The organism is Pseudomonas sp. 8_5_2 (assembly GCF_059295255.1).
Genome location: NZ_CM181238.1, coordinates 3,027,494 through 3,053,472 on the forward strand (window position 1 = coordinate 3,027,494; position 25,979 = coordinate 3,053,472).

General features: G+C 62.5%; 23 protein-coding genes and 2 pseudogenes. 6 read left to right on the forward strand and 19 right to left on the reverse strand.

All coding sequences use genetic code 11. The features are described 5' to 3' along the window. Nucleotides 1–134: 134 nt before the first annotated feature. Entirely contained in the window at nt 135–1,232 is a 1,098-nt protein-coding gene (locus AC5O5R_RS13930; protein ID WP_172227463.1) for an alkene reductase, read from the forward strand. Nucleotides 1,233–1,331: 99 nt separating this feature from the next. Here the strand turns inward: AC5O5R_RS13930 and AC5O5R_RS13935 are convergent, their stop codons facing one another. The 14 genes and pseudogenes from AC5O5R_RS13935 to AC5O5R_RS14000 all read right to left on the reverse strand — a co-directional run bounded on the left by AC5O5R_RS13935 (nt 1,332) and on the right by AC5O5R_RS14000 (nt 15,553). Next, nucleotides 1,332–1,544 carry a cold-shock protein gene (locus AC5O5R_RS13935; RefSeq protein ID WP_172227461.1) on the reverse strand — a complete coding sequence of 71 codons (213 nt, stop codon included), beginning with the start codon at nt 1,542–1,544 and terminating at the stop codon, nt 1,332–1,334. 237 nt (nt 1,545–1,781) lie between these two features. After that, nucleotides 1,782–2,693: a LysR family transcriptional regulator gene (locus tag AC5O5R_RS13940; protein WP_172227459.1), complete on the reverse strand. Its 912-nt coding sequence runs from the start codon at nt 2,691–2,693 to the stop codon at nt 1,782–1,784. 116 nt (nt 2,694–2,809) lie between these two features. Further along, entirely contained in the window at nt 2,810–3,502 is a 693-nt protein-coding gene (locus AC5O5R_RS13945; RefSeq protein ID WP_172227457.1) for a TraX family protein, read from the reverse strand. A 3-nt stretch (nt 3,503–3,505) separates the two neighbouring features. Beyond that, nucleotides 3,506–4,582, reverse strand: a complete 1,077-nt coding sequence (locus AC5O5R_RS13950) for a metal-dependent hydrolase (RefSeq protein WP_172227455.1) — start codon at nt 4,580–4,582, stop codon at nt 3,506–3,508. Between the two features lie 81 nt (nt 4,583–4,663). Beyond that, nucleotides 4,664–5,914: an OprD family porin gene (locus tag AC5O5R_RS13955; RefSeq protein ID WP_494514461.1), complete on the reverse strand. Its 1,251-nt coding sequence runs from the start codon at nt 5,912–5,914 to the stop codon at nt 4,664–4,666. Between the two features lie 54 nt (nt 5,915–5,968). After that, nucleotides 5,969–7,168, reverse strand: a complete 1,200-nt coding sequence (locus AC5O5R_RS13960; RefSeq protein WP_172229742.1) for a benzoate/H(+) symporter BenE family transporter — start codon at nt 7,166–7,168, stop codon at nt 5,969–5,971. A 20-nt stretch (nt 7,169–7,188) separates the two neighbouring features. Continuing rightward, on the reverse strand, nt 7,189–8,517 hold the full coding sequence (locus AC5O5R_RS13965) for an MFS transporter (protein WP_494514462.1): 1,329 nt from the start codon (nt 8,515–8,517) through the stop codon (nt 7,189–7,191). 57 nt (nt 8,518–8,574) lie between these two features. Beyond that, nucleotides 8,575–9,336, reverse strand: coding sequence for a 1,6-dihydroxycyclohexa-2,4-diene-1-carboxylate dehydrogenase (locus AC5O5R_RS13970; protein ID WP_172229738.1), 762 nt, complete (start codon nt 9,334–9,336; stop codon nt 8,575–8,577). 144 nt (nt 9,337–9,480) lie between these two features. After that, on the reverse strand, nt 9,481–10,491 hold the full coding sequence (gene benC, locus AC5O5R_RS13975; RefSeq protein WP_172286438.1) for a benzoate 1,2-dioxygenase electron transfer component BenC: 1,011 nt from the start codon (nt 10,489–10,491) through the stop codon (nt 9,481–9,483). 72 nt (nt 10,492–10,563) lie between these two features. Then, a complete protein-coding gene (gene benB, locus AC5O5R_RS13980) occupies nt 10,564–11,049 on the reverse strand; it encodes a benzoate 1,2-dioxygenase small subunit (protein WP_172229734.1) in 486 nt (161 codons plus the stop codon). Next, nucleotides 11,046–12,404, reverse strand: coding sequence for a benzoate 1,2-dioxygenase large subunit (gene benA / locus AC5O5R_RS13985; RefSeq protein ID WP_172286439.1), 1,359 nt, complete (start codon nt 12,402–12,404; stop codon nt 11,046–11,048). The genes benB and benA overlap by 4 nt, the downstream gene beginning before the upstream one ends. Nucleotides 12,405–12,985: 581 nt before the next feature. Next, a pseudogene (locus tag AC5O5R_RS13990) lies at nt 12,986–13,222 on the reverse strand (RHS repeat-associated core domain-containing protein); the annotation flags it as partial. 129 nt (nt 13,223–13,351) lie between these two features. After that, a complete protein-coding gene (benR, locus tag AC5O5R_RS13995) occupies nt 13,352–14,308 on the reverse strand; it encodes a benABC operon transcriptional activator BenR (protein WP_172231575.1) in 957 nt (318 codons plus the stop codon). Between the two features lie 357 nt (nt 14,309–14,665). After that, nucleotides 14,666–15,553: a quaternary amine ABC transporter ATP-binding protein gene (locus AC5O5R_RS14000; protein ID WP_256678540.1), complete on the reverse strand. Its 888-nt coding sequence runs from the start codon at nt 15,551–15,553 to the stop codon at nt 14,666–14,668. A 415-nt stretch (nt 15,554–15,968) separates the two neighbouring features. Between AC5O5R_RS14000 and AC5O5R_RS14005 the strand changes: the two genes are divergently transcribed. Together AC5O5R_RS14005 and AC5O5R_RS14010 are read left to right on the forward strand one after the other, a co-directional pair. Then, nucleotides 15,969–16,949: a LysR substrate-binding domain-containing protein gene (locus AC5O5R_RS14005; RefSeq protein WP_494510999.1), complete on the forward strand. Its 981-nt coding sequence runs from the start codon at nt 15,969–15,971 to the stop codon at nt 16,947–16,949. 94 nt (nt 16,950–17,043) lie between these two features. Further along, nucleotides 17,044–17,928, forward strand: coding sequence for an alpha/beta hydrolase (locus AC5O5R_RS14010; protein WP_172286441.1), 885 nt, complete (start codon nt 17,044–17,046; stop codon nt 17,926–17,928). A 2-nt stretch (nt 17,929–17,930) separates the two neighbouring features. Here AC5O5R_RS14010 and AC5O5R_RS14015 read toward each other — a convergent pair whose 3' ends face one another. Together AC5O5R_RS14015 and hisN are read right to left on the reverse strand one after the other, a co-directional pair. Next, nucleotides 17,931–18,662: a hypothetical protein gene (locus AC5O5R_RS14015; RefSeq protein ID WP_172233025.1), complete on the reverse strand. Its 732-nt coding sequence runs from the start codon at nt 18,660–18,662 to the stop codon at nt 17,931–17,933. A gap of 134 nt (nt 18,663–18,796) precedes the next feature. Further along, nucleotides 18,797–19,588, reverse strand: coding sequence for a histidinol-phosphatase (gene hisN / locus AC5O5R_RS14020; protein ID WP_494511001.1), 792 nt, complete (start codon nt 19,586–19,588; stop codon nt 18,797–18,799). A 162-nt stretch (nt 19,589–19,750) separates the two neighbouring features. Here hisN and AC5O5R_RS14025 point away from each other — a divergent pair. From AC5O5R_RS14025 to AC5O5R_RS14035, 3 genes and pseudogenes are all read left to right on the forward strand, one after another. Then, nucleotides 19,751–20,164, forward strand: a pseudogene (locus tag AC5O5R_RS14025) (TolC family protein); the annotation flags it as partial. Between the two features lie 126 nt (nt 20,165–20,290). After that, a complete protein-coding gene (locus tag AC5O5R_RS14030; protein ID WP_172230213.1) occupies nt 20,291–21,181 on the forward strand; it encodes a universal stress protein in 891 nt (296 codons plus the stop codon). Between the two features lie 271 nt (nt 21,182–21,452). Continuing rightward, on the forward strand, nt 21,453–23,573 hold the full coding sequence (locus AC5O5R_RS14035; RefSeq protein WP_172230210.1) for a TonB-dependent siderophore receptor: 2,121 nt from the start codon (nt 21,453–21,455) through the stop codon (nt 23,571–23,573). Nucleotides 23,574–23,605: 32 nt separating this feature from the next. On the opposite strand, the gene AC5O5R_RS14040 is transcribed toward AC5O5R_RS14035, so the two are convergent. The 3 genes from AC5O5R_RS14040 to ptrR form a co-directional block, all read right to left on the reverse strand. Beyond that, a complete protein-coding gene (locus tag AC5O5R_RS14040; protein WP_172230208.1) occupies nt 23,606–24,127 on the reverse strand; it encodes an acyloxyacyl hydrolase in 522 nt (173 codons plus the stop codon). 312 nt (nt 24,128–24,439) lie between these two features. Continuing rightward, complete coding sequence (locus AC5O5R_RS14045) at nt 24,440–24,883, reverse strand: flagellar hook assembly protein FlgD (protein WP_172230206.1); 444 nt, start codon at nt 24,881–24,883, stop codon at nt 24,440–24,442. Nucleotides 24,884–25,004: 121 nt separating this feature from the next. Further along, nucleotides 25,005–25,874, reverse strand: coding sequence for a putrescine utilization regulator PtrR (gene ptrR / locus AC5O5R_RS14050; protein WP_494514463.1), 870 nt, complete (start codon nt 25,872–25,874; stop codon nt 25,005–25,007). Between the last annotated feature and the right edge of the window lie 105 nt (nt 25,875–25,979).

Genomic DNA, 25,979 nt, shown 5'->3' on the forward strand with positions numbered 1-25,979 from the left:
TGGCGCTTGCCCGAAAAAAGACCCCAGACAACATACAAGGACCATTGGGGAGCTCTACGCCGGGCTCCCGGTCCCCCCTTTCCCCAATCACCTCGGTATTGTGCGCACCATTGGTTTTGACCTCTGGAGCTGCAATGAAACTGCTACAACCGCTGCAAATCGGCCCGCTCACCCTGCCCAACCGCGTATTCATGGCGCCCCTGACCCGCTTGCGCAGCCTTGAACCGGGCGACGTGCCGACCGCGATGATGGCCGAGTATTACCGCCAGCGCGCCAGCGCCGGGCTGATCATCACCGAAGCCACGCAGATTTCCTTCCAGGCCAAGGGCTATTCCGGTTCGCCTGGTATTCACAGCGCCGAGCAGATTGCGGCCTGGCAGCGCATCAACGCAGGCATTCACGCCGAAGGCGGCCACAGTGCCGTGCAGGTCTGGCACACCGGGCGGGTTTCACACACGTCCCTGCAGCCTGGCGGCGAGGCGCCGGTGGCACCTTCGGCAGTGCCGGCCGGAGCACGTACCACCTTGCGTGACCAGCAAGGCAACCTGGTGCGTGTCGAAACTTCTGCGCCGCGTGCTCTGAGTGAGAGCGAAATTGCCGACATCGTCGCCGATTTTGGCCAGGCTGCGACCAATGCCCGGGAAGCCGGTTTCGACTTCATCGAACTGCACGCTGCCCACGGCTACCTGCTGCACCAGTTTCTCACCCCAAGCGCCAACCAGCGCGAAGACCACTACGGCGGCAGCGTCGAGAACCGCGCGCGCATCGTGCTGGAAGCCGTGGACGCAGCAATCGCCAATTGGAGCGCCGAGCGCGTCGGCATCCGCGTCTTCCCGCTGGGTGGTTTCAATGGCGTCGACAATGGCGAGGACCAGGAGGCTGCCGGCCTGTACCTGATCCGCGAGCTTGCCAAACGCAACCTCGCCTACCTGCACCTGTCCGAGCCTGACTGGGCCGGTGGCAAGCCGCTGCGTGACGGGTTCCGTGAAGCCATCCGCGCCGCCTATCCGGGGGTGATCATTGCTGCCGGCGCCTACACCGCCGCCAAAGGCGAAGACCTGATCGGGCGCGGCCTGATCGATGCCGTGGCATTCGGGCGCAGCTACATTGCCAACCCCGACCTGGTAGCGCGGTTGCGTGAACAGGCGCCGCTGAACGCGCACAGGCCGCAGTTCGATTATGCCAATGGGCCTGAAGGCTATACCGACTACCCGTTCCTGCAGCAGGCGTGAAGCCCCGCAACCCGGATTTCATGCAAAAAAAACGGAGCCCTTGAGGGCTCCGTTTCTCAGTGGTCGATCACGCCTGAGCGTATTCGACACACAGCCGACTTACTCTGGACGCACCTGAGCAGCCTGCATGCCTTTCTGGCCTTTTTCAGCAACGAAAGAAACCTTCTGGCCTTCTTTCAGCGACTTGAAACCGTCCGATTCAATGGCCTTGAAGTGAACGAAGAGGTCGTCGCCACCGCCGTCCGGGGTGATGAAGCCGAAGCCCTTTTCGTCGTTGAACCATTTAACCGAACCGGTTTGTCTGTTGGACATGCTCTGAATCCTCAATGCTGATTGGTGCGTTTTCAGTGAAAGTTGAAGCGGCTGTGTCGTTCGACCAACCTCTGCACGGTACATCTTGGGCGATCCGGAGCAATCTAGCTACTAGCATTTCTGCTAATTCGCATAAAAATATCTGGACACTGAGCGCCACAACTGCGGGGCAGCTATCTGCAACGCCCTCGAATCGTGCGAACGTTGCCGCGCCAGAGCCGTTCGCCGGCCACCCAGTCAGTATTCCCAGGGCACACCCGCTTCCCAACTGGCCACCAGCAGGTCGATGAAACCGCGAACCCGCGGCGACAGGTGGCGCTTGCTCGGGTAGACGATGCGGATCGGATCTGCCGGTGGCCGGTAGACCTGGAGCACTTCTACCAGCGTGCCCGCACGCAAATCGTCGCCGGTGATGTAGGTGGGCAGGTGAATCAGCCCGAAACCTGCGCGGGCGCCGTCCAGCATCGCTTCCGAGCTGTCGATGTTCAGCCGCCCGGGGTCTTCGCACAGGTGCAGCCCCGCTTCGCTGTGAAAGCGCCAGGGCATGGCCTTTTCGCCGGCGAGGAAGGCGATCTTGTCGTGCCCGTAGAGGTCGGCGGGGACCTCGGGTACGCCACGCGCTTGCAGATAGGCCGGCGAGGCACAGGTGACAAACTGCTGCCAGGCTACGGTGCGGGTCAACAGCTGCGAATCTTCTTTTGGCGCACCGATACGCACGGCAACGTCGACGCCCTCCTCGACCAGGTCGACGAAACGGTCGGTGAAGCGAATATCTGCACGCAGTTCCGGCCATTGCTTGAGGTACTGGTCGAGGATCGGCAACACATGCCGCTGGCCGAGCGACAACGGCGCCGTCAGGCGCAGGGTGCCGGTGGGCTTGCCGCGGCGCTGGGCCATGGCGCTTTCCACCTCGTCCAGGTCATCCAGAATCTGCCGCCAGCGCTCGAAGGCCACCAGCCCCTCATCGGTCAGGCTCAGTTTGCGTGTGGTGCGGTTGAGCAGGCGTACCGCCATGCGTGCTTCCAGGCGGGCAATGCTTTTACCCACCGCCGAGCGCGTCAGCCCCAGGCTGGCGCCGGCGGCAGTGAAACTGCCGGCCTTGGCGGCACTGACAAAGGCCGCGATATCGCCGAAGCGGTTGGGTTCCATGGGTTGATCCTGCCTCGATTAAGACCGCTTTAAATGGGTATGAATTGGCCGATTGCAACCGGTCCTGAAGCAGCGGGTTTACTCGCGAATGGCCGCAAAGCGGCCCCATTGCGACCTCAAACCAACCCCCTTATAACCAGCAAATGCACCGGATAAAACAGGTAACCCCAACGCCCGACAGCAGGCACCGCCCAATCATCATGGCGCAGCAACCCCCAGCCAACCGGGATCGCCAAGGCTGCTGCAGCCAGCGTCAACAAAGTAATAGGCGCCAACAGATGCGCCTGCAGCCAGCTGTTGGTCAGGTTCCCGCCCATGGCCAACAGGCAAGGCAAGCACCAGGCCACGCCGCCCTGCCGGCGTGCCATCAGCCAGGCGCCCGGCAGCAACACCCCCGGCAGGCCATACATCAGCTGCTCGCTGAACAGCCACCCCACTCCCAGCCCGGCGAGGCCGAGCACCCGGGCCGAGATCAGTGGGTGATGCACACCCCAGGCTACCAGCAACCCCAACACCAGTGTCGGCATCACGCTGAAGGTCGGCGAGCCACTGTCCAGCCAGCGATACGCCGGTTCCGACAGCACCGCGAACAGCAGCATCAGCCCCAGATAGCGCAGGTTGACGCGGGTATACAGCGCCCCTGCCCTGACGCGCCCAACATTCACCGCGATCGCCAGGCAGAACAGCGGAAATGCCAAACGCCCCAGCACGAACAGGCCATCGGCACTCGGCCACAAAAAGCGCAGGTGGTCGGCGACCATGGTCAGCATCGCCGTCCACTTGACCAGGTCCAGCCCCGCCGAGCGCATGCCTTAGCGCCTGCCCTCGACCGGGCTGACACCCAGGTAGCGGTCAGTCCAGACGGCCAGCGGCAACGGCGGTTGCTGTTCGACGATGCGTCGCCAGATCAGCGCCAGGTCAGCGCCATTGAACATCGTCCCAGGCCCGCTGCCTTGCCATACCGAAGGCACATCCACCGTCCAGCGCCCCTGGCTGTCGCGGTGCGCCATGTTGAAACGGAAGGTGTAGTTGCCCGGGATGCCCATGCGCAGGTCGGTGACCACCAGCGCGTCGCCGACCTGGTCGTAGCGCAGCCAGTCATCGGTGAACCAGCGCAGCCGCTGGTGCAGCGGCGCCCCGGCCAGTGCTTCGGCCAGATCAAGGTTGCGCGACAGGCGTTGCATTTCTGGCGGCTGGCGGTCGAGTACGCTGCTGATGCCTTCGTAATAGTGGCCATCCGGGGTCTTGGCCAGCACGCGCCAGACCAGGCTGTTGAAGGCGATGGGCACGGCACGTACCTCGCTGGCGACGACACCCTGTTGCTCCAACGCCGCCTGGAAGCGCTGCTCGGCCGCCATCCGCCCGGCCAGGCCAAAACCCAGGTAGGCAGTGCTGAACACCAGCGCCAGGGTCAGCAGGCGAGTAGCCCTCTGCGTAACGCCCTTGAAAATGGCGTAACCCACCGCTGCCAGCAGCGGCACCGTGTAGACCGGGTCGATGATGAATACCGCAGCCCAGCTCTGCGGGGTTGTCTGCAGTGGCCAGAACAGCTGCGTACCGTACACAGTGAAGGCATCGAGCAGCGGGTGGGTGATGAGCACCAGCCAGAACGCGAGGAACAGCCTGGGCAGGGTGTAGCCCTTGCCGGGCCAGCATTTGCCGACCAGCCACGCCAGCAGCAACGCCAGCCCGGTGAGCACGAACAATGAGTGGGAGAAGCCGCGGTGGTAGGTCATCTGCGACACCGGGTCGGCGTAGCGGATGATCACATCCAGGTCGGGCAGCGTGCCCAGCGCCGCCCCGTAAAGCAGCGAGCGGCGGCCCTGGATGCGGCCCAGCACGGTACCTTGCAGGGCGGCGCCGAGAACGGCTTGGGTGATGGAGTCCAAGGGTGGCATTCCTGAAAAGGTGGTTTGCCGACGCTACCCTCATCCGGCGCTGACACGCAATCGCGATTGTGGGTGCACGGGCTACAGCAACTGCCAGGTGTACACCAGGGTCAGGCGGTTCTCGTCGATGTCACTGCGGTAGTTGGACCGGGCCATGGCGTTGCGCAGCCGAATCCCCAGGCCCTTCAGCACCCCGCTCTGCACCGCATAGCCGATATCTAGGTCGCGCTCGCGGTCACGCCCTTCATAACCCTGCCCGGTATCTACATTGTTACCGGTGATGTAGCGCACCGTCGTGGTCAGCCCCGGCACGCCCATGGCTGCGAAGTTGTAGTCGTAACGCACCTGGTAGGAGCGCTCGTCGGTGTAGGCGAACTCGTAGGTCGGGACTTCGTTGCCCAGCGGCGAGATGTTGGCGAATACCCGTGGGAACGGGCTGTCGCCGTAGATACCCTGGTAGCCGACATGCAAGCTGTGCCCGCCATGCCGGGCGGTGAACATCGAGAAGAACGCCTGGTTGTCGATGTTGCCGAGCAGCGCCTCGCCCGCTTCACGCGCAGTGAAATACCCCAGGTTGGCGCTGAGTACCCAATCCCCTACCGGTTTGCTGTGCTTGAGCCCGACAAAGCCTTGCTGGTAGATATCTTCCAGTTCCCCGTACCACAGGCTGATGCTGCTCTGGTTGGCGTTGAACGCATAGTCGCCGCCCACGTAGTTGAACGCATCGCTTTGTGCCTGGCGCATCGGCACATGGCCGAGCATGGCGTTCATCTTGCCGTCGCCCCCTTCGTTGCGCAGGTGGGTGCTTTTCAGGTGACCGGCCTGCACCGTCAGCCCGTCGATTTCCGCCGAACTCACGCTCGCCCCCTGGTAGGTCGGCGGCAGCAGGCGGATGTCGCTGAAGGTCAGTACCGGCAGGTTCGGTTGCAGCTCGCCCACGCGCAGCTCGGTCTTTGACAGCCGTGCCTTGAAGGTAGGCGCCAGGCGGCTGTATTCGTCGGCAGCGCGACCATCGCCATGCACCGGTAGCAGGCCGGTGTTGACACGGTCCGGGCTGCTGTCGAGCTTGATCCCCAGCAGCCCCAGGGCATCCACGCCGAAGCCGAGCGTGCCTGGGGTGTAGCCGCTCTTGAAATCGAGGATGAAACCCTGGGCCCACTCCTCGGCCCTGGACTGCTGGTTGGCCCCGACAATGTCGGAGAAGTCGCGGCTGAAGTAGTAGTTACGGGCACTGAGGCTGGCCTTCGAATCTTCGAAGAAACCGCCTTCGGCGGCCAGCAACGGTTGGCTGAGCAAAGTCATGCCCAGGGCGACGCAGGGGGTGTGGTTCATTCCGAAGCTCTCTTGATCTTGTTTTTATGGATAAAGCGTTGGAACAGCAGCGGTTCATGGGTTACGGCGCAGCACCTCCCGTGCCTGTGGCCGGCGCAACCGCAGCAGCGCGTGGGCCAGCAGGCCGAACACCAAGCCCCAGAACGCCGCCGACAGGCCCAGGAAGGCCACCCCCGAAGCGGTGACCAGGAATGTGAACAGCCCGGCATCGCGCTCGGCCGGCTCGGCCAGGCTGCGGGCCAGGGCTTCGCTGATCGCGCCGTACAGGGCCAACCCGGCCAGGGCGGCGATCAGTGCGGCGGGAAAGGCTGCAAACAGCGACATCAGCGTGGCCCCGGCAATGCCCAGCAGCAGGTACAGTGCACTGCCGGCCACTGCCGCCACATAGCGGCGGCGCGGGTTCGCATGGGCTTCGTGGCCGGTGCACAGGCTGGCGGTAACTGCCGCCAGGTTCAGCCCGTGGCAACCAAAGGGCGCAAGCACCGCACCGGCCAAGGCACTGGCGCTGATCAGCGGGCTGGCAGGCGTTGCGTATCCGGCGTTGCGCAGCACCGCCATGCCCGGCATGAACTGCCCGGTCAGTGCCACCAGCACCATCGGCAGCGCCAGGCTGAACAGCGCCGCCAGGCTGAACTGCGGGGTGATCAGTTGCGGCGAAGCCAGCTCCAGCACCAGTGCTTCACTGCGCAACGCACCGCTGGCCACGGTCACCAGCGTGCCGACGCACAGCACCGCTGCCACTGCATAGCGCGGCTGCAGCCGGCGCATCAGCACGTAGGTGACGAACATCGCCATTACCAGCAGCGGCTGTAGCGGCAAGGCGCGGAATACCTCGCTACCGAAGCTGAACAGGATGCCCGCCTGCATGCCGGCGGCGATGGAGCCTGGCAGGCGCGCAATGATGCGGTCGAAGGCGCCGCTGATGCCGATCAGCAGCAGCACCAGGTTGGCCACCAGGTAGGCACCCACTGCCTGTTCCAGGCCGAGCTGCGGCAAGGCGGTTACCAGCAGCGCAGAGCCGGGGATCGACCAGGCGATGACCACCGGCACCCGGTAACGCAGGCTGAGCAGCGCGCCAAGCACGGCGCTGCCCATGGACACCGCCCACACCCAGGACGACAGCTGCTGGTGAGACAGGCCGGCGGCCTCCGCGGCGTGGAAGATGATCACCAGCGGGCCGGCATAAGAGATCATCGTGGCGATGCAGCCAGCGACGATGGCGGACAGCGAGCTGTCCTTGATCAGGGTTTTCATGGCACCTCGCGCAGTTCGATTCAGGCCTGGGCCGCAATGGCCTGGGCATGCCGCCGGCCGCTGGCCAGGTGCACAGCCATGGCCAGTGCGGCAATGGCACCAGGGATGGCGAAGGCGATGAAATTGAGCTGCAGCGGCAGGTTGATTCCCATCAGTGCACCGCCCAGCAGCGGCCCGACGATGGCGCCGTTGCGGCCGATACCGGAAGCCCAGCCAAGACCGGTGGAGCGCACCGACAGACCGTACATTTGCGCGGCGCCGGCATACAGCAGGATCTGCGTACCGATGGTGGTGGCACCGGCAATGAAGATCAGCAGGTAAAGCAGCGGCGTTGGGCTGTTTACCCCCAGCAGGCTGATCGATAGCGCAGCGGCGATGAAGAACGCCATCTTGACCTTGACCAGGTTGTAGCGGTCGCCCAGCCAGCCGCCAAGAATTGCCCCGGCCATGCCGCCGAAGTTCAGCGCCAGCAGGAACGAAAGGCTTGAGCCCAGGCTGTAGCCGGCGTTGGCCATCAGCTTGGGCAGCCAGGAACTCAGCGCGTAGACCATCAGCAGGCAGCAGAAGAACGCCAGCCACAAGGCCAGGGTGCGGATGGCCAGGCCGTCGCGGAACAGGTCGAGCACTGACGCCCCGCTGCTTTTGCGGTCCACCGCCTGCAGCACGTCATCGGCCTGCACGTCGCACGTCGGGTCCAGTCGTTTGAGCAGCTTGCGCGCTTCTTCGGTGCGGCCTTGGCGCACCAGAAAGCCAATCGATTCCGGCAAGTAGTAAAGGATTACCGGCAACAGCAGCAGCGGCACGGCGGCGGCGAAGAACATCGACTCCCAGCCGAACCGCGGCAACATGAAGATGCCCACGCCTGCCGAAAGCATGCCGCCCAGCGAGTAGCCACTGAACATGATCGCTACCAGCGTGCTGCGCAGGCGCTTGGGCGCGTATTCGTTCATCAGGGCCACGGCGTTAGGCATCAGCCCCCCGCAACCCAGGCCGGCGATGAAGCGGTAGATGCCAAACTCGCTGGGGCTGCTGGCGAAGCCGTTGAGAATGGTCGCCCCGGAAAACAGGGCGAAACAGATGGCGATGCCCTTCTTGCGCCCGATACGGTCGGCCAGGCTGCCGAACGCCAGCGCGCCGAACATCATGCCGAACAGCGCGTAGCTGCCCAGCGCACCGGCCTGCAACGGGGTAAGGCCCCACTCTTTCATGATTACCGGCAGTACCACGCCGTAGATGAACAGGTCATAGCCGTCGAAGATCAGCAGCAGGCCGCACCAGGCCATGACCATCCAGTGAAACGGGGTAAAGCGCGCGTTATCGATGATCGGATGTACGTCGAGGGTTCGCATGGCATCTATCGCTCTTGTTTTTGTTGTGGTGAAAAGCTGTTGCCGTGGGGGGGCTGCTCAGCCGAGGTCGCCGCCCCCTACCGGCAAGGTCACGCCGGTGATGTAGGACGCCTCGTCCGAGGCCAGGAACAGAATCGCCCCGACCTGTTCATCGATGCTGCCGTAGCGGTGCATCAGGCTGCTGTCGAGGGTCTGGTCGACGATCTGTTGGTACCAGTGTTTTTCCTGCTCGCTCTGCTCGGCGCTGTTGCGCGGCACCCGCCGCGGTGGCGCCTCGGTGCCGCCGGGTGCGGTGGCGTTGACGCGGATGCCACGGCCGGCGGTTTCGAACGCCAGGCACGCGGTCAGCGCGTTGACGCCGCCCTTGGCCGCGCCATACGGGACACGGTTGACGCCGCGGGTAGCGATGGACGAGACGTTGACGATGGCGCCGGCACCGCGTTCAAGCATGTACGGCAGCGCGGCGTGGCAGCACCACAGGGTGGGGAACAGCGAGCGGCGTACTTCGGCTTCGATCTGCTCGACCTGGTAGTGCTCGAAGGGCTTGGCCCAGATGGTGCCGCCGACGTTGTTGACCAGGATATCGAGGCGGCCGAAGGCCTCTACCGCACTGGCCATGACCCGGGCGCAGTCGCTGTGCTGTTCCAGGTCGGCGGTGAGAGTCAGCATGCCCTCGCCGGCCAGTTCGTGAACCAGTTCGGAGCGGTCCACCGCCACCACCTGCGCGCCTTCGGCCTTGAGCCGCCAGCACACACCCCGGCCGATGCCTTGCGCGGCGCCGGTAACCAGGGCGACCTTGCCTTGGAATCTGTTGTTCATACTCAAATCTCCGCCTGCCCGCGATCCCTGTGGGAGCGGGTTTACCCGCGAATGCGTCCGACCAGGCAATGTCGTTGTACCGGCCGGCCTCTTCGCGGGTGAACCCGCTCCCACAAGGGGCGGTGCTATGTTCGGGTGAAGGAATCAGGCCGCTGCGGCGAACTTCTCGTAGTAGAAGTTGGCCGGGGTAATGCCTTGCTCGCGCACGTACTGGCTGACCGCCTCGACCATCGGCGGCGGCCCGCACAGGTACAGGTCGACGTCGCCATCATTGAGGTGGCGTGGCTCGATGTGCTGGGTCACGTAGCCCTTCTGCGGGTACTGGCTGTCCGGGCTGGCCACGCAAGCGCTGAAGGTGAAGTTGGGGATGCGCGCGGCAAAGGCCTGCAAGCGGTCGAGCTCGACCAGGTCGAAGTCGTTGGTCACGCCATAGATCAGGTGCAGCGGGTGATCGCTGCCCTGCTCGGCGATCTTCTCCAGCATGGCGGTGAACGGTGCCAGGCCGGTGCCGCCAGCCAGCAGCAACAGCGGGCGCTGGATTGGCCGCAGGTAGAAGCTGCCCAGGGGCCCGGCCAGGCTCATGCTGTCGCCAGCCTTGGCCAGGCTGGTCAGGAAACTGCTCATCAGCCCGCCCGGCACGTTGCGGATCAGGAAGCTGACTTCGCCGTCCTTCTGCAGCGAGCTGAATGAATAGGCGCGGCTCTGCTCGCTGCCCGGGACCTTGAGGTTGACGTACTGCCCTGGCAGGAAAGCCAGGCGGCTCAGCGCCTCGCCCTTGATCGACAGGGCAATGGTGCTGGCCGACAACTGGCGCACGTCGCTGATGGCCGCCTCGAAGCTGGCCTGTTCGGTCTTGCACAGTTGCGATGACGCCGGAATGCGGATGACACAGTCGCTTTCGGCGCGCATCTGGCAGGTCAGTACATAGCCTTCAGCGATTTCGTCTTCGTTCAGGGCGTCTTCGATGAAATTGTCGCCCAGGTCGTAGCGCCCGGCCTCGGCCTTGCACTTGCAGGTACCGCAGGCGCCGTCGCGGCAGTCCAGCGGAATGTTGATGCCTTGGCGGTAGGCAGCGTCGGCCACGGTCTCATGGCCGCTGGCCTCGATGAAACGGGTAACACCGTCTTCGAAATTGAGTGCGATCTGGAAACTCATGTTGCACCTCGCGGGCGAGCCTGACCACGGCGCGTCGGCTGACACACCGGGCAGTGCTCGCAAAACACTGGATCAGATGTGGTAGATGTCGATGACCTGACGCACGTAGTCGTTCTTCAGCACCACCTTCTTGGCCAAGATCTGCGGCTGCTCGCCGCGCAGGTCGAGGGTGTAGAAGCTGCTGCCGAAGTAACTGTCGGTGGTCTTGTAGCGGAAGCTCAGGGTGTGCCAGTTGAAGCGCACCTGGCAGCTGCCCTCGCCCTGCTCGACGATCTCGATGTTGCTGATGTTGTGCGAGGTGCGGGTGTCGGGCACGGTCGCACTAGAGCGCTCGGTCTTGATGCGGAACACGCGGTCTTCCAGGCCGCCACGGTTGCCGTACCAGATCAGCGAGATCTCGCTTTGCGGATCTTCGGTGAGGGTGTCGTCATCGTCCCAGCTGGGCATCCAGAACGTTGCGTCGCTGGCGTACAGCTCCAGCCACTGGTCCCACTGGGCATCGTCCAGGTAGCGCGCTTCGCGGTAGAGGAAGTCGCGCACGGTCTCGTACAGGCTCATTGCACGGCCTCCACGGGGATCAGTTGCTGCTCATCCTTGAGCGCCTGGATCATGGTGTCCTGCCAGTACTTGTGTTGCAGCACGAACAGGCCTTCGTCCTCGGTGCGCACGCCAGACAGCAACGGCTGCAGTTCGATCTCCCTGGCCGCTTCGTCGGCGCCTTCAACCCAGTGCGCTGCGCCACGGGACATGTCGTTCCAGCCGGTACCGCCGCCATAGCCGGTCTGGCACGAACGGAACTCTTCCAGGTCGTCCGGGGTGGCCATGCCGCTGACGTTGAAGAAGTCTTCGTACTGGCGGATGCGCTTGGCGCGGGCATCGGCGCTCTCGCCTTTGGGGGCGATGCAGTAGATGGTGATTTCGGTCTTGTTCACCGAAATCGGCCGGGCGACGCGGATTTGCGAGCTGAACTGGTCCATCAGGTACACGTTCGGGTACAGGCACAGGTTGCGCGAGTTCTCGATCATCCAGTCGGCACGCGCCTGGCCGAAGTCAGCGGCCAGCTGCTCGCGACGCTCGTAGGCCGGGCGGTCTTCGGGGTTGGCCCAGCGGGTCCACAGCAGCAGGTGGCCGTGGTCGAAGGAATAGAAACCACCGCCCTGCTTGGCCCAGGCGCCGGCGCTCATGGTCTTGATCTCGTCACCGGCCTCGCGCTGCTTGCGCTGGTTCTGAGTGGCGGCGTAGTTCCAGTGCACGGAGCTGACATGGTAGCCGTCGGCGCCGTTCTCGGCGGTGAGTTTCCAGTTGCCCTCGTAAACGTACGAGCTGGCACCGCGCAGCACCTCCAGGCCTTCAGGCGACTGGTCGACGATCATGTCGATGATCTTGGCCGACTCACCCAGGTGTTCGACCAGGGGTTTCACATCGGCATTCAGGCTGCCGAACAGGAAGCCACGGTAAGACTCGAAGCGCGCGACCTTGGTCAGGTCGTGCGAGCCGTCGCAGTTGAAGCTGTCGGGGTAGCCGGCGTTGCTCGGGTCTTTGACCTTTAGCAATTTGCCGCTGTTGTTGAAGGTCCAGCCGTGGAACGGGCAGGTGTAGCTGGAGCGGTTGCCGCGCTTGTGCCGGCACAGCATGGCGCCGCGGTGGCTGCAGGCGTTGAGGAAGGCATTGAGCTCACCGTCCTTGTTGCGCGCGATGAAAATCGGCTGGCGCCCCATGGTCAGGGTGAGGAAATCGTTTTTCTCGGGGATCTGGCTTTCGTGGGCCAGGTAGATCCAGTTGCCCTCGAAGATGTGTTTCATCTCCAGGTCGAACAGGCGTGGGTCGGTGAACATCTCGCGCTTGCAGCGGTAGATGCCCTTTTCACGGTCGTCCTCGAGCATGGCATTGAGGTAGTCGAATCCCAGGAACATGGCCAGGGTCTCCATTGTTATTGTTCAGACCTGGTCAGGTTAGGGAGACCGCTGGCGGGGGACTATCCGGATTGTGCAGAGTGCTATCCAGCTTTACCGGGATCTCGCACTTTTGGAACCAGCCGTTTGGGGTCATGGAGCCAGCTTGCAACAACATCGTTCACAAGAGTGTTCACGCTTCCTGCCGCTTGCATTATTTCGTTAAGTGGTGCGACTACCGCTAACGCCTCCATCAAGTGACTGTTGGACGATATCGGAGTCGCAGCCGCATTGACAGGATCGCCAGCGGCTCTCTGCAAATTTTCTCCGATGTTGCTTGATAGCTTCACTGCGGTGCCTTGCACTAATAATTTTTGAGCATCTGACCAATGCGATGAATTCATGATGGGTTGTATTTGATCCCCGTAACCACGCCCGAGATTGTTGATAGTTTCTACGACTTGATTACTCACAGTATAGCCGGCGACTCCTGCATGTTTTCGAATACTTGACAGTTGCACTGGTTTCTGAGGTCTTGGCGCTTCAGGCGTTTCCCAAATTTTCCGAAGCGCAGGGGCTTTTGAAATCTTAGAAAACTTACGGTGCCCACTAGGATCAGCATAATTAACCGGATCCCCACCACAGTAGGCATAACAGTTTATTCCTCCAAGCCCCATCGGGCTCAAGCTGTCAGGACTGTGAAACCTCATCAAGACCGGATTGAACGCGCGGTATCCATTCCCTAGTAAGTAGCACCCTGTAGTAGGCTCAATTCTCTCTCCGCCGAAGCCCAGCATGGATGCAAATTGCTCACCGCCGTCATGCCCATAAACCGTGTACTGCCGTGAACCAGAGGAATTTCGCGACGTTGACATGGACCCACCTTCTCATCGAAATAAATCAAATGGTGGGACGTACATGAAATGTAAGCAACTGGTGGAAATGTCAGGTGACCACGCTAACGCGCCTCATCTGTGGCGTTTGAACGTCTGCGAAGGCAGCTCGCCGAACTGCTGGCGGTACACTTCAGAAAACCGTCCCAGATGCAGGAATCCATAATCCAGGGCAAGTTCCGTCACACTGCGCACACCACAAGTCGGGTCGTTCAGGCACGCATGCACCCGCTCAAGCTTGCGCTGGCGCACGTAATGCTTGGGTGTAGTACCCAGGTGCTGGTCAAACAAGGTATACAACGAGCGCAAACTCATGCAGGCCTGCTCTGCCAGCACGTCAGCCGATAGCTCCAGTTTCAGGTTGCGGTCGATGTAGTCAAGAATGCGCTCAAGCCCCGCCTGCGGTGCGCTCAGGCTTTCGCGACGGATATTGGTGCTCATCAGGGTCAGCAGCTTGCTGGCCACGATCTGGCTGTAATGGCCCTGCACCCTGGGCAGCGAATCCGTCACCTCCGCCTCCTGGCACACCATTGCCAGCAAATTGACGAACCCGTCCAGCTCGTCCAACCGGTAATGGTTGCGCAGGAAGCGCACGCCGCCGTCGGGGCGATACCAGCGCTGTTCGTCGCAGATCGAATCCAGCAACCGGGTGGGCACCTTGAGGATAAACTTCTCGCAGTCTTCCGAGTAGGTCAGGTCAACCGGGTCGTCGGGGTTGATCAGCAGCAGTTCCCCCGGCACCAGGTGATGCTCGCGCTTGTGCCCGCGCCACAGGCAATTGCCGTTCAGCAGTACCTGCAGGTGGTAGATGGTCTCCAGGGCTGGCGAGGTGACCCGCACGCTACCGCCGTAGCTGATGCGGCACAGGTCGAGTTCGGCGAACGTGCGGTGGCTGAGGCTGGCCTGGGGGTGGGTGGTGCGCGACAGACCGATGCAATGCTGGCCTACATGCTGGTTGACGTAATCGGACACAGCATAAGGGTCGGCGTGGTGGAACACGCTACTGCGCTCGCTCAGCAGGCGGCTTTCCATAGGCAAGGCACTCGGCATCGTTATTGTTCTGTTCGCCGCTGCCTACCGCCTTGTGGGCGGTGGCCGCGGTCGTTCACGGTTATTGTATAGCGCCGGCTGCGGGTCACGGGGGGCAGGTGACAACCGGTGGATGGGGACACTTAAGCAAAAAGGCGGGGGATGGGCAATGCGGCGATCGGATTGGATGGGCGGATAGCGGACAGGTCAGTTTTGATTTTCGTTCGGTAATCGAACACATTCTGCAGGTCTGGCCCTATCGCCGGCAAGCCAGCTCCTACAGGCCTCTCGATCCTGTGGGAGCTGGCTTGCCGGCGATAGGGCCGATGAAGGCTTGCAGATTCCTGGGTCAATGGACCGCTACATCCTGCCGCCCAGCCCAACCCTGGCTGCGCGCCCGATACTTGCGCGGGGCAATGGCAAACAATTCACGGAAGCGCCGGTAGAAATGCGGGAAGCTGAATCGTTGGCCGGCTGGTTGATCAGTTCTTGCGGGGTGCCGATCTGCACCACGCGGCCGCCCTCCATGATCGCAATGCGATGGCCGATGCGGATGGCTTCCTCGATGTCGTGGGAAATGAAGATGATGGTGCGCTGCTGCTCGGCCTGCAGGCGCATCAGTTCGCCCTGCATTTCACTGCGGATCAGCGGGTCGAGTGCCGAGAACGCTTCGTCCATCAGCAGGATGGTCGGGTCGTTGGCGAGCGCCCGGGCCAGGCCCACCCGCTGCTGCATGCCGCCGGACAGCTGGTGCGGGTAGCTGTGCTCGTGGCCAGCCAGGCCAACCTGGCTCAGCGCTTCGCGGGCACGGCTTTGCCGTTCGGCTTCAGGCACGCCGGCAATCTCCAGGCCGAAGGCGGTGTTTTCCAGCACGCTCATGTGCGGCATCAGGGCAAAGGACTGGAACACCATGCCCATTTCCTTGCGGCGCACGTCGAGCAGGGCTTTGTCGGAGAGCCCGGTAATTTCCTTGCCGTTGAGGTGAATGCTGCCGGAGGTGGGTTCGATCAGGCGGTTGAACAGCCGCACCATGGTCGACTTGCCCGACCCGGAAAGGCCCATGATGACGAAAATCTCGCCGCGTTTGACGGAGAAACTTGCATCGAACACGCCGACGACGTGGCCGGTCTTGCTGAAAATTTCGTTCTTGTCGGCGCCCTTGCGGAGCATCTGCATGGCCATGTTCGGATTAGGCCCGAACACTTTGAAGATGTTTTTTACCGAAAGAATCTCATCGGCATGGCTCATACGACCCTCTTTATTATGCTTATTAACCAATCTTTCAACATCGCACTTTCAATAAGGCGGGTAGAGATCAGTGCGAGTACGCTTGGCAGTCCGTTCAAATTCGAACGTGAGTCAAAACCGGCACGCAGAATGACCTGCTTCAAAATTATTCGACATCGATGTCACCAATGTCGCGCCGTGGCTTTAACGTTAAGCCCTGAACCAGAGCGGGTCCAACGACATTTGATTTACGCTAACCATTACCTGAAGTTATCAATCGGCGTGAAAGGCCCTGCGCAGAGCCTGCCGCCGCACCCTTGAATGCGGTAGCAGCCTTGTGCTGCGTAGATGCCGGCTCATACACTGGCGCCGTGGTGCCTGTACGGGCCTTTTCGCAGCACCAGGCTGCTCCTACGAAGAACCTCCCACTACCGACATGGTCAGACACTCCGAGCCCGATCAGACGCTGATCAAGATGCCCTCGCTGCGCGCGGTCAAAGTCTTCGTCGCTGCCGCCAAGTACCAGAACTTCACCCGCGCGGCCGAAGCGCTGTGCGTCACCCAGGCGGCGGTCAGCCGGCAGATCCGAGAGCTGGAGACCTACCTGGGCGCCGAGTTATTCACCCGCGTCGGGCGCGCGGTGGAGCTGACGGTGGCCGGCTCGATCTTTTTCGATGCGGTGCAGTTGTCGTTCGTCAACATTTCCCAGGCGGCCGAGCGCATCCGCAGCAATACCAACACCAAGCACGTGGTCACCTTGTGCTGTTCCCCGGCGTTCGCGGCCTTGTGGATGGGCCCCCGCATGTCCAGGTTCTTCGACGAGAACCCGGACATCGACATCAACCTGGTCACCACGCAGAACTTTCTGTCGATGGAGCCTGGCGTGCGCCCGGACATCTACATCACCAAGCTGGGCAAAGTGCAGGCGGGCTATCGCTCGCACCCGCTCAACCATGACGTGATCTACCCGGTGTGCACGCCGCAGTATCTGGCGCAGCACCCGGAAGTGCGCACCTTGCAGGGGTTGCGCGATGGCACTTTGCTTAACCTCAGCCCCTATGGGCGCTCGCAGGTGGCCGAGCATGTGGACTGGAACGTATGGCTGGCCTTCCATGACGTCGACCTGAAAAGCCGCGCCAACACGGCGCCGCACTTTTTCAATGCCAACGACTACAACCTGCTGGTACAGCTGGCCCTGGGCAATCAGGGCGTGGCGCTGGGCTGGCACCACCTGGTGGCGCCGCTGGTTGCCCAAGGGCTGCTGGTGAGGCCGGTGGAAGAGGAACTGGTACTCAAGGACACCTTCCATTTCCTGGCCTTCAATGAGGACAAGGAACATGAGTCCAGCTGCCGGCGGTTGCGTGACTGGTTGCTGGATGAGTTTCGGCCGTTGCTTGAATCTTTGCGCAGCCTTTGAACCCATAACCCCAGACACAACTTGTTATCAAACCCTCCCCGCCATTCGGCTGCTTTCCCACATCAACCCGAGCGCATCTGCTAAAAAAGCCTCCATGTCCACCCTCTTCCTCATCCACCTGCGCCGCCGCTGGCTTACCTGGCTGTGCGCCAGCCTGCTGGTCATCGGCCTGCCCACCAGTTGCGCGGTCCTGCAGTGCAAGGAACGCGAACTGGTGTTTCGCATCGAACCCGGCCAGGCCAGCTGGTTCCGCGGCCTGCCCAACGATGTGCAGGAACTCGACCTGCGCCCGCGCAGTTTCACTGACAACCAGAGCCTGCACGCCTGGTGGTGGCCGGCCAAACGCGCCAATGCCCCGGCCATCCTCTACCTGCACGGCGTGCGCTGGAACCTTACCGGCCAGTTGTTCCGTATCGAGCAGCTGCATGCCATGGGCTATTCGGTGCTGGCTGTGGATTACCGCGGCTTTGGCCAGAGCCGTGGCGGCCTGCCATCCGAAGCAACCGTCTACGAGGATGCACGCATCGCCTGGGAACGCTTCGCCCAGCTCCAGCCGGATGCCGGCAAGCGCCTGATCTTCGGCCATTCGCTGGGCGGCGCAGTGGCGGTGGAACTGGCCAGTGAGCTGGCGCGTGAGGCGCAAGAAAACGGTGCCAAGGCACCTGCACGCGGCCTGATCCTTGAATCCACTTTCACCTCATTGGGCGACGCCGCCGCTGCGGTCGCCAATACTTCACTCCCGGTACGCTGGTTGATGTCGCAAAAGTTCGACTCGCTGGACAAGATCAAGGATGTCGGCCTGCCGGTTTTGCTGGTACATGGGCTGGATGACCGCTTCGTGCCGCCGCGTTTCAGCCAGCAGCTGTTCGATGCCGCCCACCAGCCAAAAACGCTGTTGCTGGTGCCGGGGGCTACGCACAACAACAGCATGAGCCTGGCCGGTCAGCGCTACCGGCGTGCCATCCAGGCATTGCTCTGAAGTCACTGCACCGGCAAAAAGTTCATCAACAGCAGGCTTTGCGCGTAATTCAACCCGATCCGCCGATAGCGCTCATCCAGCAACTCGGCCAGCAAATCCAGCCGCGCGACGATTTTGCCGAACTCCACCGCAAAACTCAGGTTGCTGCCCTCCTCCGAAATCTCGTTGGAGAACAGCAACAGCACGCCATTGGCATCCTGCCGCTGGCTGAGCATCCACGTCGCCTTCTCGATATTGCGCGCCGCGTTGTTGATGAACAGCGGGTCAATGGTATCGGTCATGTAGAACTCGGTACGCCCACCGTGCGCGGTAATCAGCATGCTGCCGATGGCGTAGATGAAAGCACCGACGCGGTCACCGCGAAACTCCGGGCTCAGGGCGTAGCTCAAGGCCGCCAGGTCGCGGCGATTGCCCAATTGCGGCAAGGGTTGCCGCTGTTCGATGGCGATGCGGATCTGCCGCTCTGCGGTGGCGGCGTCGACGTAGCCAGACATCTTCCACTGGTTGGGGTTGCGCAGGTACAGCTTGTTCATCAGCAGGTACAGGCTTTGCAGGTTGTCGCGCATCGACAGCGTGGCCAGGCGGTCGACGCTGGTCTGGAACAGCTCGCTGGGCTTGCCGTTGCCGAACTGGCTGACGATGTCACGGCCTTGCTCGTGGGTGCAGGCGCCCAGGCATGTGAGGGCGCCTGCCAGCAGCAGGCGCGGGAGGACGTTCAGGTAGCTTGCAACCATCGGCACCGGGTCGATATTCGGCGGCTGTACTGGGGATCAGAGCAGCCTGGCCAAGCATAGAGCCCGGAAATCGGAAAAAGTGCAGTGGTTGGGGATATTGGCAACCTGTGCTGGCCTGTTCAGACACACATTCCTTACATGGCGTGACGCAACAGCTCCACCACCTGCGCATGCAGCACCGGGTCGCCACAGGCCACCACACACCCGCCATTCTGCGCGCTGCTGCCATCCCAGGCAGTGATCACCCCACCCGCCGCTTCGATGATCGGCATCAATGCCTGCACGTCATACGGCTGCAGGCTGGCCTCGACGATCACGTCCACAAAGCCCGACGCCAACATGCAGTAGGCATAGCAATCGCCGCCATAACGCATCAGCCGTGCCTTGCCGGCCACGGCCTCGAACGCGGCCTTGCGCTCGGCGCTGTCGAACATGTCTGGCGTGGTGCACATCAACGTGGCCGTGGCCAGGTCGGCACAGGCCCGGGTCTTCAGCGGTGTACCGCTGCGCCATGCGCCCTCCGGCGTGCCGACAAAGCGCTCGCCGGTGAACGGCTGGTTCATCACCCCGATCACCGGGCGCTCGCCATCGTTCAGGGCGATCAACGTGCCCCACAGTGGCAGGCCGGTAATGAAGGCGCGAGTGCCGTCGATGGGGTCGAGTACCCAGGTCAGCGGGCTGCTTCCAACTGCCACGCCAGCCTCTTCGCCGAGGATGCCATGCTCGGGGTAACGGGCCTGGATCAACGCACGCATGGCGTCTTCGGCCGCCTTGTCGGCCACGGTCACCGGGTCGTACAGGCGCCCGCCCTTGTCCTCGACATCCAGGCTGGCGCGGAAATATGGCTGAATCGCCACAGCGGCAGCATCGGCCAGCTGCTCGGCAAAGGCACGGAATTCGCCGATCTGTTCAGCACTCAGGGACATGGGGCAGGCCTCGTGGCAATGATGGGGCCCGCATCATACCCGACAACCCGCACTGCGCCAGTCACTACACGGCAAGAGCCACTATAATGCCATTACCGCTGCGCCGATGCTGGACAAGCATATCGATGCGCTGCAACCCTGACCCGCAACCAGCGCCGCGCCGGTGCGGTGTCGGCGCTCGACCAGCCAGGCGCAGACCAGCGTCGACAGCACCCGGGCTGCGGTGGCCCGCTACAAGCGCCAAGTCGCCCAGGACATCAACCAGCTGACGCTGCTGGTGGGCGCAACCGTTGCCGACAATCTGGCGGCCCTGCCCCTGGCCGACGAGCAGATTGCCGGGTTGCCCGGCGGGCTACCTTCCGATCTGCAGCGAAGCCGGCCAGACATTCTTCCGGCGGAATACCAGCTGCGGGCGGCCAACGCCAACATCGGCGTGGCGCGGGCGGCGTTTTCCCTAGCATCAGCCTGACCGCCAACGCCGGTAGTACCAGCCCCGAGCTAAATGGCTTGTTCGATGCGGGCTCAGGCACGTGGTTGTTACAGTCGCAGATCAGCCTGCCGTTCTTTACTGGTGGCAGGGGCGCTCCCTGTGGGAGATACCAGTGCGTAGTGAAAAAAAGCGTGAGCGGTTTTACCGGGCGCGCAGGGTCTAGACTGAACAGGATCAGGTAACCGGGGGGCTGCCACACGTGGAGGTGTGAGATGAGCCAGTTCAAGCGTCTGTTTGTCATGCTCGGCCCGCAGATGCGCCACACGCCAGCGCTGCAACGCGCGGCGGCGCTGGCGGAATCTTGCGGTGCGTTGCTGGATATCAACGTAGTCGTCGACGATGTCGACACCTTTGGCTTGATGAGTGACGGCCACGAACGTCAACGGCTGCTGGGCGATAACCGCCAGTGGCTGGCGGACCAGGCCGAGCAGCTGGGCAATGCCGGCCTGGACGTGTCCATCGAACTGCTGCTGACCCGCGACCCACTGGGCAGCGTGCTGCAACGGATAGAACGGCTGGGGTGCGACCTGCTGGTCAAGGATGTGCAACACGAACCGGTGCTCAAGCGTCTGCTGGTAACACCGCTGGACTGGCAGCTGCTCAAGGACAGCCCGGTCGCCGTGCACCTGGTCAGTGACATCCGCCTGCCCCTGCCCCGGCAGATCGCCGCCGCTGTGGACTTGAACAGCCTTGGCGCTGGCGAACACCTGGATGAGCAGGTGATCCACTGCGCCCATGCCCTGGCCCTGCAATGCAACGGGGAGCTGCACCTGGTGCATGTGTGCGATGCGGCCAGGACGCACATCGCCGACTTCGGTGCCGGTACGGTGACCATGCCCGGCTTCGAGGGCAGCGTGCGGACGGCGCAGCGGGCAGCGTTCAACCGGTTGGGCGACCATCACCAGATCCCGCTGGAACGCCGGCATTTTCTCGAAGGGGCTGCGATCAGGGCGATTGCACATTTTGTTGGCCACAGCCGGGTGGATGTGATCGTGATGGGCAGCCATCGGCATGACGCCATGCATACCTTCCTGGGCGGGACCACGGCGCATGTGCTGGAGCATCCGCTGTGCAATGTGCTGGCGATAAAGGGGGGTCGGTAAGGGAGTGGGGTTACAGGCTGCCGATTCTGGGGTTTTGGCGAGTTGCATCAGGGCTGACAGGCGCTGAAAATGCTGTGGCAAGCACCTGTCAGCCCTGATGCAATCCCCGCGAAAACGCCCCGCCCCCGCGACCAATAAAGCCCAAATCCCGCCGATTGGTATCTGGCACACCAGTGCCACTTAAAAAGAATGCATTTGATAATGATTCGTAGTAGTTTCCCGGCACTATTCCACCCTTCCCCTAGCGCCCTACTTCAGGATCGTACCGTCGATGCGTCGAACGTTCGTTTCGCTTTGCGTGCTGCACGCTGTCTCCCCGCTGGCCTTTGCCGAGCCTGAGCCGCTCAGCGACCCCGCCCGCATAGAACTCCAGGCCCTGAGCATTACCGGCAGCGCCGACAGCGAGCGCGCCGACGGCCCGGTCGATGGCTACATGGCGACCCGCTCGGCCAGCGCCACCCGCACCGACACCGCCCTGCACGAAACGCCGCAGTCGGTCAGCGTGGTGCCCAAGGATGTGCTGACCGACACCGGCGCGACACGGTTGCAAGATGGCCTGGACTACGCCGGCGGTGTCGGCCGCGCCAACAACTTCGGCGGCCAGGGCCTGACCACCTTCACCGTGCGCGGCTTCACCACGGGCGAGTTCTACCGCAACGGCTTCCCGATCAACCGCGGCTACCCCAACGCACCGGACGCCAACACCGTCGAGCGCCTGGAAGTGATCCGCGGCCCGGCCACCAGCCTGTACGGCCGTGGCGACCCCGGCGGTACGTTCAACGTGGTCAGCAAGCAACCGCTGCCCGAGTCGAAGGTGACCCTGGGCAGCCAGTTCGATGATCAGGGCATGCACCGGGCCACCCTGGACGCTACCGGGCCGCTGAACCAGGACGGTTCGCTGGCCTACCGCCTGAACCTGCTGGGCGAAGGCGGCGACAGCTTCCGTGACGACGTGGAAAGCGAGCGCTATGACGTGGCGCCGGTACTCAGCTGGCAGGTCAATGACAGCACCAGAATCGTCTTCGAGGGCGATTTCATGCGCAACAACCACCCGCTGGACCGCGGCCTCACCCGCTACGCCACCCAGACCGGCAGCGCATCGCGCGACACCTATATCTGGGAGAAAGGCAGCGACAACCTGCTGCATAACGACAACAACATGGCCCAAGTGCGTTTCGAGCACCTGCTCAACGACAACTGGACGCTGGGCGGTGGTTTCCAGTTCCTCGATGGCTCGCTCAAAGGTAACGCCGTGGAAGCCGATGGCGCACCGGCAGACGGCCGCACCCTGCAACGCAACTTCAACTACCGCAAGCTGGAATGGACCGACCGCGACTGGCAACTGAACCTGACCGGCCACTTTGATACCGGTGCGTTCAGCCACACCCTGCTGACCGGCGTGGAGTACGAGAACTACGACTACAACTCGATCATCCGCCGCTCCTCTGCTCCTTACCCGATAGACATCTACAACCCGGTGCTGGGCCAGCCCCGCCCGGCACTGGTGCGCACCACCACCTGGGACAAGGAAAACCTGCAGACCTGGGCCTTCTTCATTCAGGACCAGGTGGCGCTGACCGAGCGCCTCAAGGCCCTGGCGGGTGTGCGCTTCGAGCGCTTCGAGCATGACTACGACAACAAGCTGAACAATGCCGGTGATTTCGACAAGGGCGAAAACGGCGTGACCCCGCGCTTCGGCCTGCTGTACGACCTGACCGACACGGTCGCGGTCTATGCCAACACCGCGCGCTCGTTCAAGCCCAACACTGGCACCCCGGCCGGCGGTGGTGGCTTCGACCCTGAAAAGGGCAAGTCATACGAACTGGGCGTGAAGTGGGAGGCGCTTGACCGCCAGCTGAGCGTCGATGCGGCGGTGTATCACATCGTCAAGGAAAACGTGCTGACCCGCGACCCGGTCGACCCCAACTTCAGTGTCGCCGCCGGCCAGGTGCGCAGCCGTGGCCTGGATATCAACATCGCTGGCAACATCACCCCCGAGTGGCGTGTGATCGGCGGCTACGCCTATGTCGATGCCGAAGTGACCAAGGACAACCGCCTGCCTACCGGCACGCGCCTGGCAAACATTCCGCGCAACAGTTTCAGCCTGCTCAACACCTATGAGTTCCAGGACGGCTTCGCCAAGGGCCTTGGGCTGGGGATGGGAGTGAAATACGTGGACGACCGCAATGGCCAGACCGAGGCAGTGACCTACAACATGGACCAGTACACCGTGGTCGACCTGCTGGCCTTCTACAAAGTCAACGAGCACGTGCGCCTGAACCTGGACGTGAAGAACGTGTTCAACAAGGAGTATGACGAGGGGGCGTTCAACCTTTACGCCTATCCGGGGGCACCGCGGACGGTGCAGGCAGGGGTTTCCTACACCTTCTGATGCAGGTGGGGCCGCTTTGCGGCCCCGGTTGTTCAGATAGCCTTACTGTAGAACAGCGAGTACGACTCGATCCCGTCGTTAGGCTCTTTGATCCCTGCGTTGGAGTAGTGCATCGCGCGGATCCCCACCTTCTGCTCCCCCGGCAGTTTCAGGCCAAAACCGATACGGTCCTCGAAGTTGACCGACGAACCCAGGCGCTGGTCACCCACCTCGGTCTTGGAGAACGCTGCCAGACCAATGCCGGCCTCGATATACGGGGTGTAGGTGAAACCGCTGAACTCGTAAGTGAACACCGGGCTGAACGACAGCGAATGCGCGCCACTGGCGTCACCACCCTCCCAGTAGGTATAGCCGGCATCCCAGTAACCGGTCACATGCCCGGTACTGCTTTCCAGCCACTTCGTGTCCCAGTCGAACGACAGGCCGATACGGTATGTCATGTCGCCCTGGCTGGTGGCCCCTACGGCGCCGGACACCTGCGCGGCCTGGGCCAGGTTGGCCCCGACACAGGCCAGCACTGCAGCGGCCAGCGAAGCTGCGAGACGGGTTTTCATCAACAACTCTCCTGATGGTCTACACGGCAAGCGGGGGCTTTGGCCCCTCGGTCTTATGCGGTGACTGGCGCATCCCGACCAGTCACACGGAGTAATACTTTTCCGATTATTGACCAGATAAACAGAAAGTTGAAAGTGAATTGCCACTATTGGCGAATCCACCACCCAAGCTCCCATCGCCGGCAAGCCATGCGCCGTCTTGTGGGAGCCTGGCTTGTCGTGGCGACGAACCGCGGCGATGGGCCGCAAGGCGGCCCCTTTGCTTGACGGTCTGGCATTCACCCAAGCCCCTGCCCCGCAAGATAGCGATGATCAACGCCAGTTCAGGTTCACGGTCGCAGGCGCCTTGCCGCTCACGCTCACCTGTTGCTGTACCGTCTGACCTTGGGCGTTGCCGGTGACTTTGTACTTGCCTGGTGGCAACTGCACATACAGCAAAGGCCCGGCATCACTGACGCTGAGCACGGTTTGCCCTTGGGCATTGTCGATATCGACCGTGGCGCCACTCTGGAACTTGCCTTCCGGCCCGGTAGAGAGTTCCACGTGCAGGTCATAGCCCGGCAGCTTGCGCAGGGCATTGGCTTCATCCTGGCCGATACCGCCTTGCACATAGCGCACGCCGTGCTGTTCCTGCGGTTGCAGTTGCACCGCCTGCATGTCGATGGGCGCATTGAGGTCGGCAGCGGCGGCCAGGGTCCATGGCATGGCCAGGGTGATCAGCAGCGCCGCGCCAAGGGCATAGTGATGGTTACGCATGGTATGACCCTCCTTTCGAGGATGGCTTACCTAATATCTGATCCTCCAGGCGCAGTGGTGTTCGTGGGGATGCAGGGTCAGCTGAATGAAATTCGCACTTTAAGAAAAATAATGCTTTAAATCATAAAACTACGCGATCTTCCTCAAGTAATTTCACAAACATGCTCAAACTGCGCGACACCGTGCCCCGGCGCCAGACCAGCCAGGTTTTCAGGTAACGGAAATCCTCCGACATCGGCCAGGCACTGACCGTGCTGCACCCTGGCATATTGTCGAGCATGCTGCGCGGCATCATGGCCAGGCCGGCGCCAGCGCTGACGCAGGCCAGCATGCCGTGATAAGACTCCATTTCGTGGATCTTGCCCGGCACCGCCTGGTCCTGCACAAACCAGCTTTCGAAGTGGTGGCGGTAGGAGCAGTTGGCGCGAAAAGCGTAGATGCTTTCGCCGTTCACATCCTGGGCGCGGGTGACGGGTGCGTGGTTGAGCGGCGCGATGACCATCATCTCTTCCTCGAACACCGGCATGCCTTCCAGCGTGGGGTGCAGCACGGGGCCATCGACGAACGCCGCCACCAGCCGGCCAGACAGCACGCCTTCGAGCATGGTCCCGGAAGGCCCGGTGGACAGGTCCAGGTCAACCTTGGGGTAGCGCTGGTTATACGCCGCCAGCAAGGCTGGAATGCGCACCGCCGCCGTGCTTTCCAGCGAGCCGAGGGCGAAGGTGCCCTGCGGATCATCACCGGCCACGCTCAGCCGTGCTTCATGCACGAGGTCGAGGATGCGCCGGGTGTACTCGAGAAAATTCCAGCCCGCAGGCGACAGGCGCAGACGGCTCTTTTCGCGAATGAACAGCTCCACGCCCAAGTCTTCTTCCAGCTGCTTGATGCGCGTGGTCAGGTTCGACGGTACCCGATGGATGTGCTGTGCGGCGGCGCTGATGCTGCCGTGCTCGGCAACGGCCTTGAAAATCTCGAGTTGCACCAGGTCCACGGCCTTTCTCCAAACGTGAATGTTTCGCTCATTATTATTCAGTTTTCATTAAACCCATAGCCCACTAGTCTGGCGTCACCTGATTAACAACAACGAGAGTGTCCC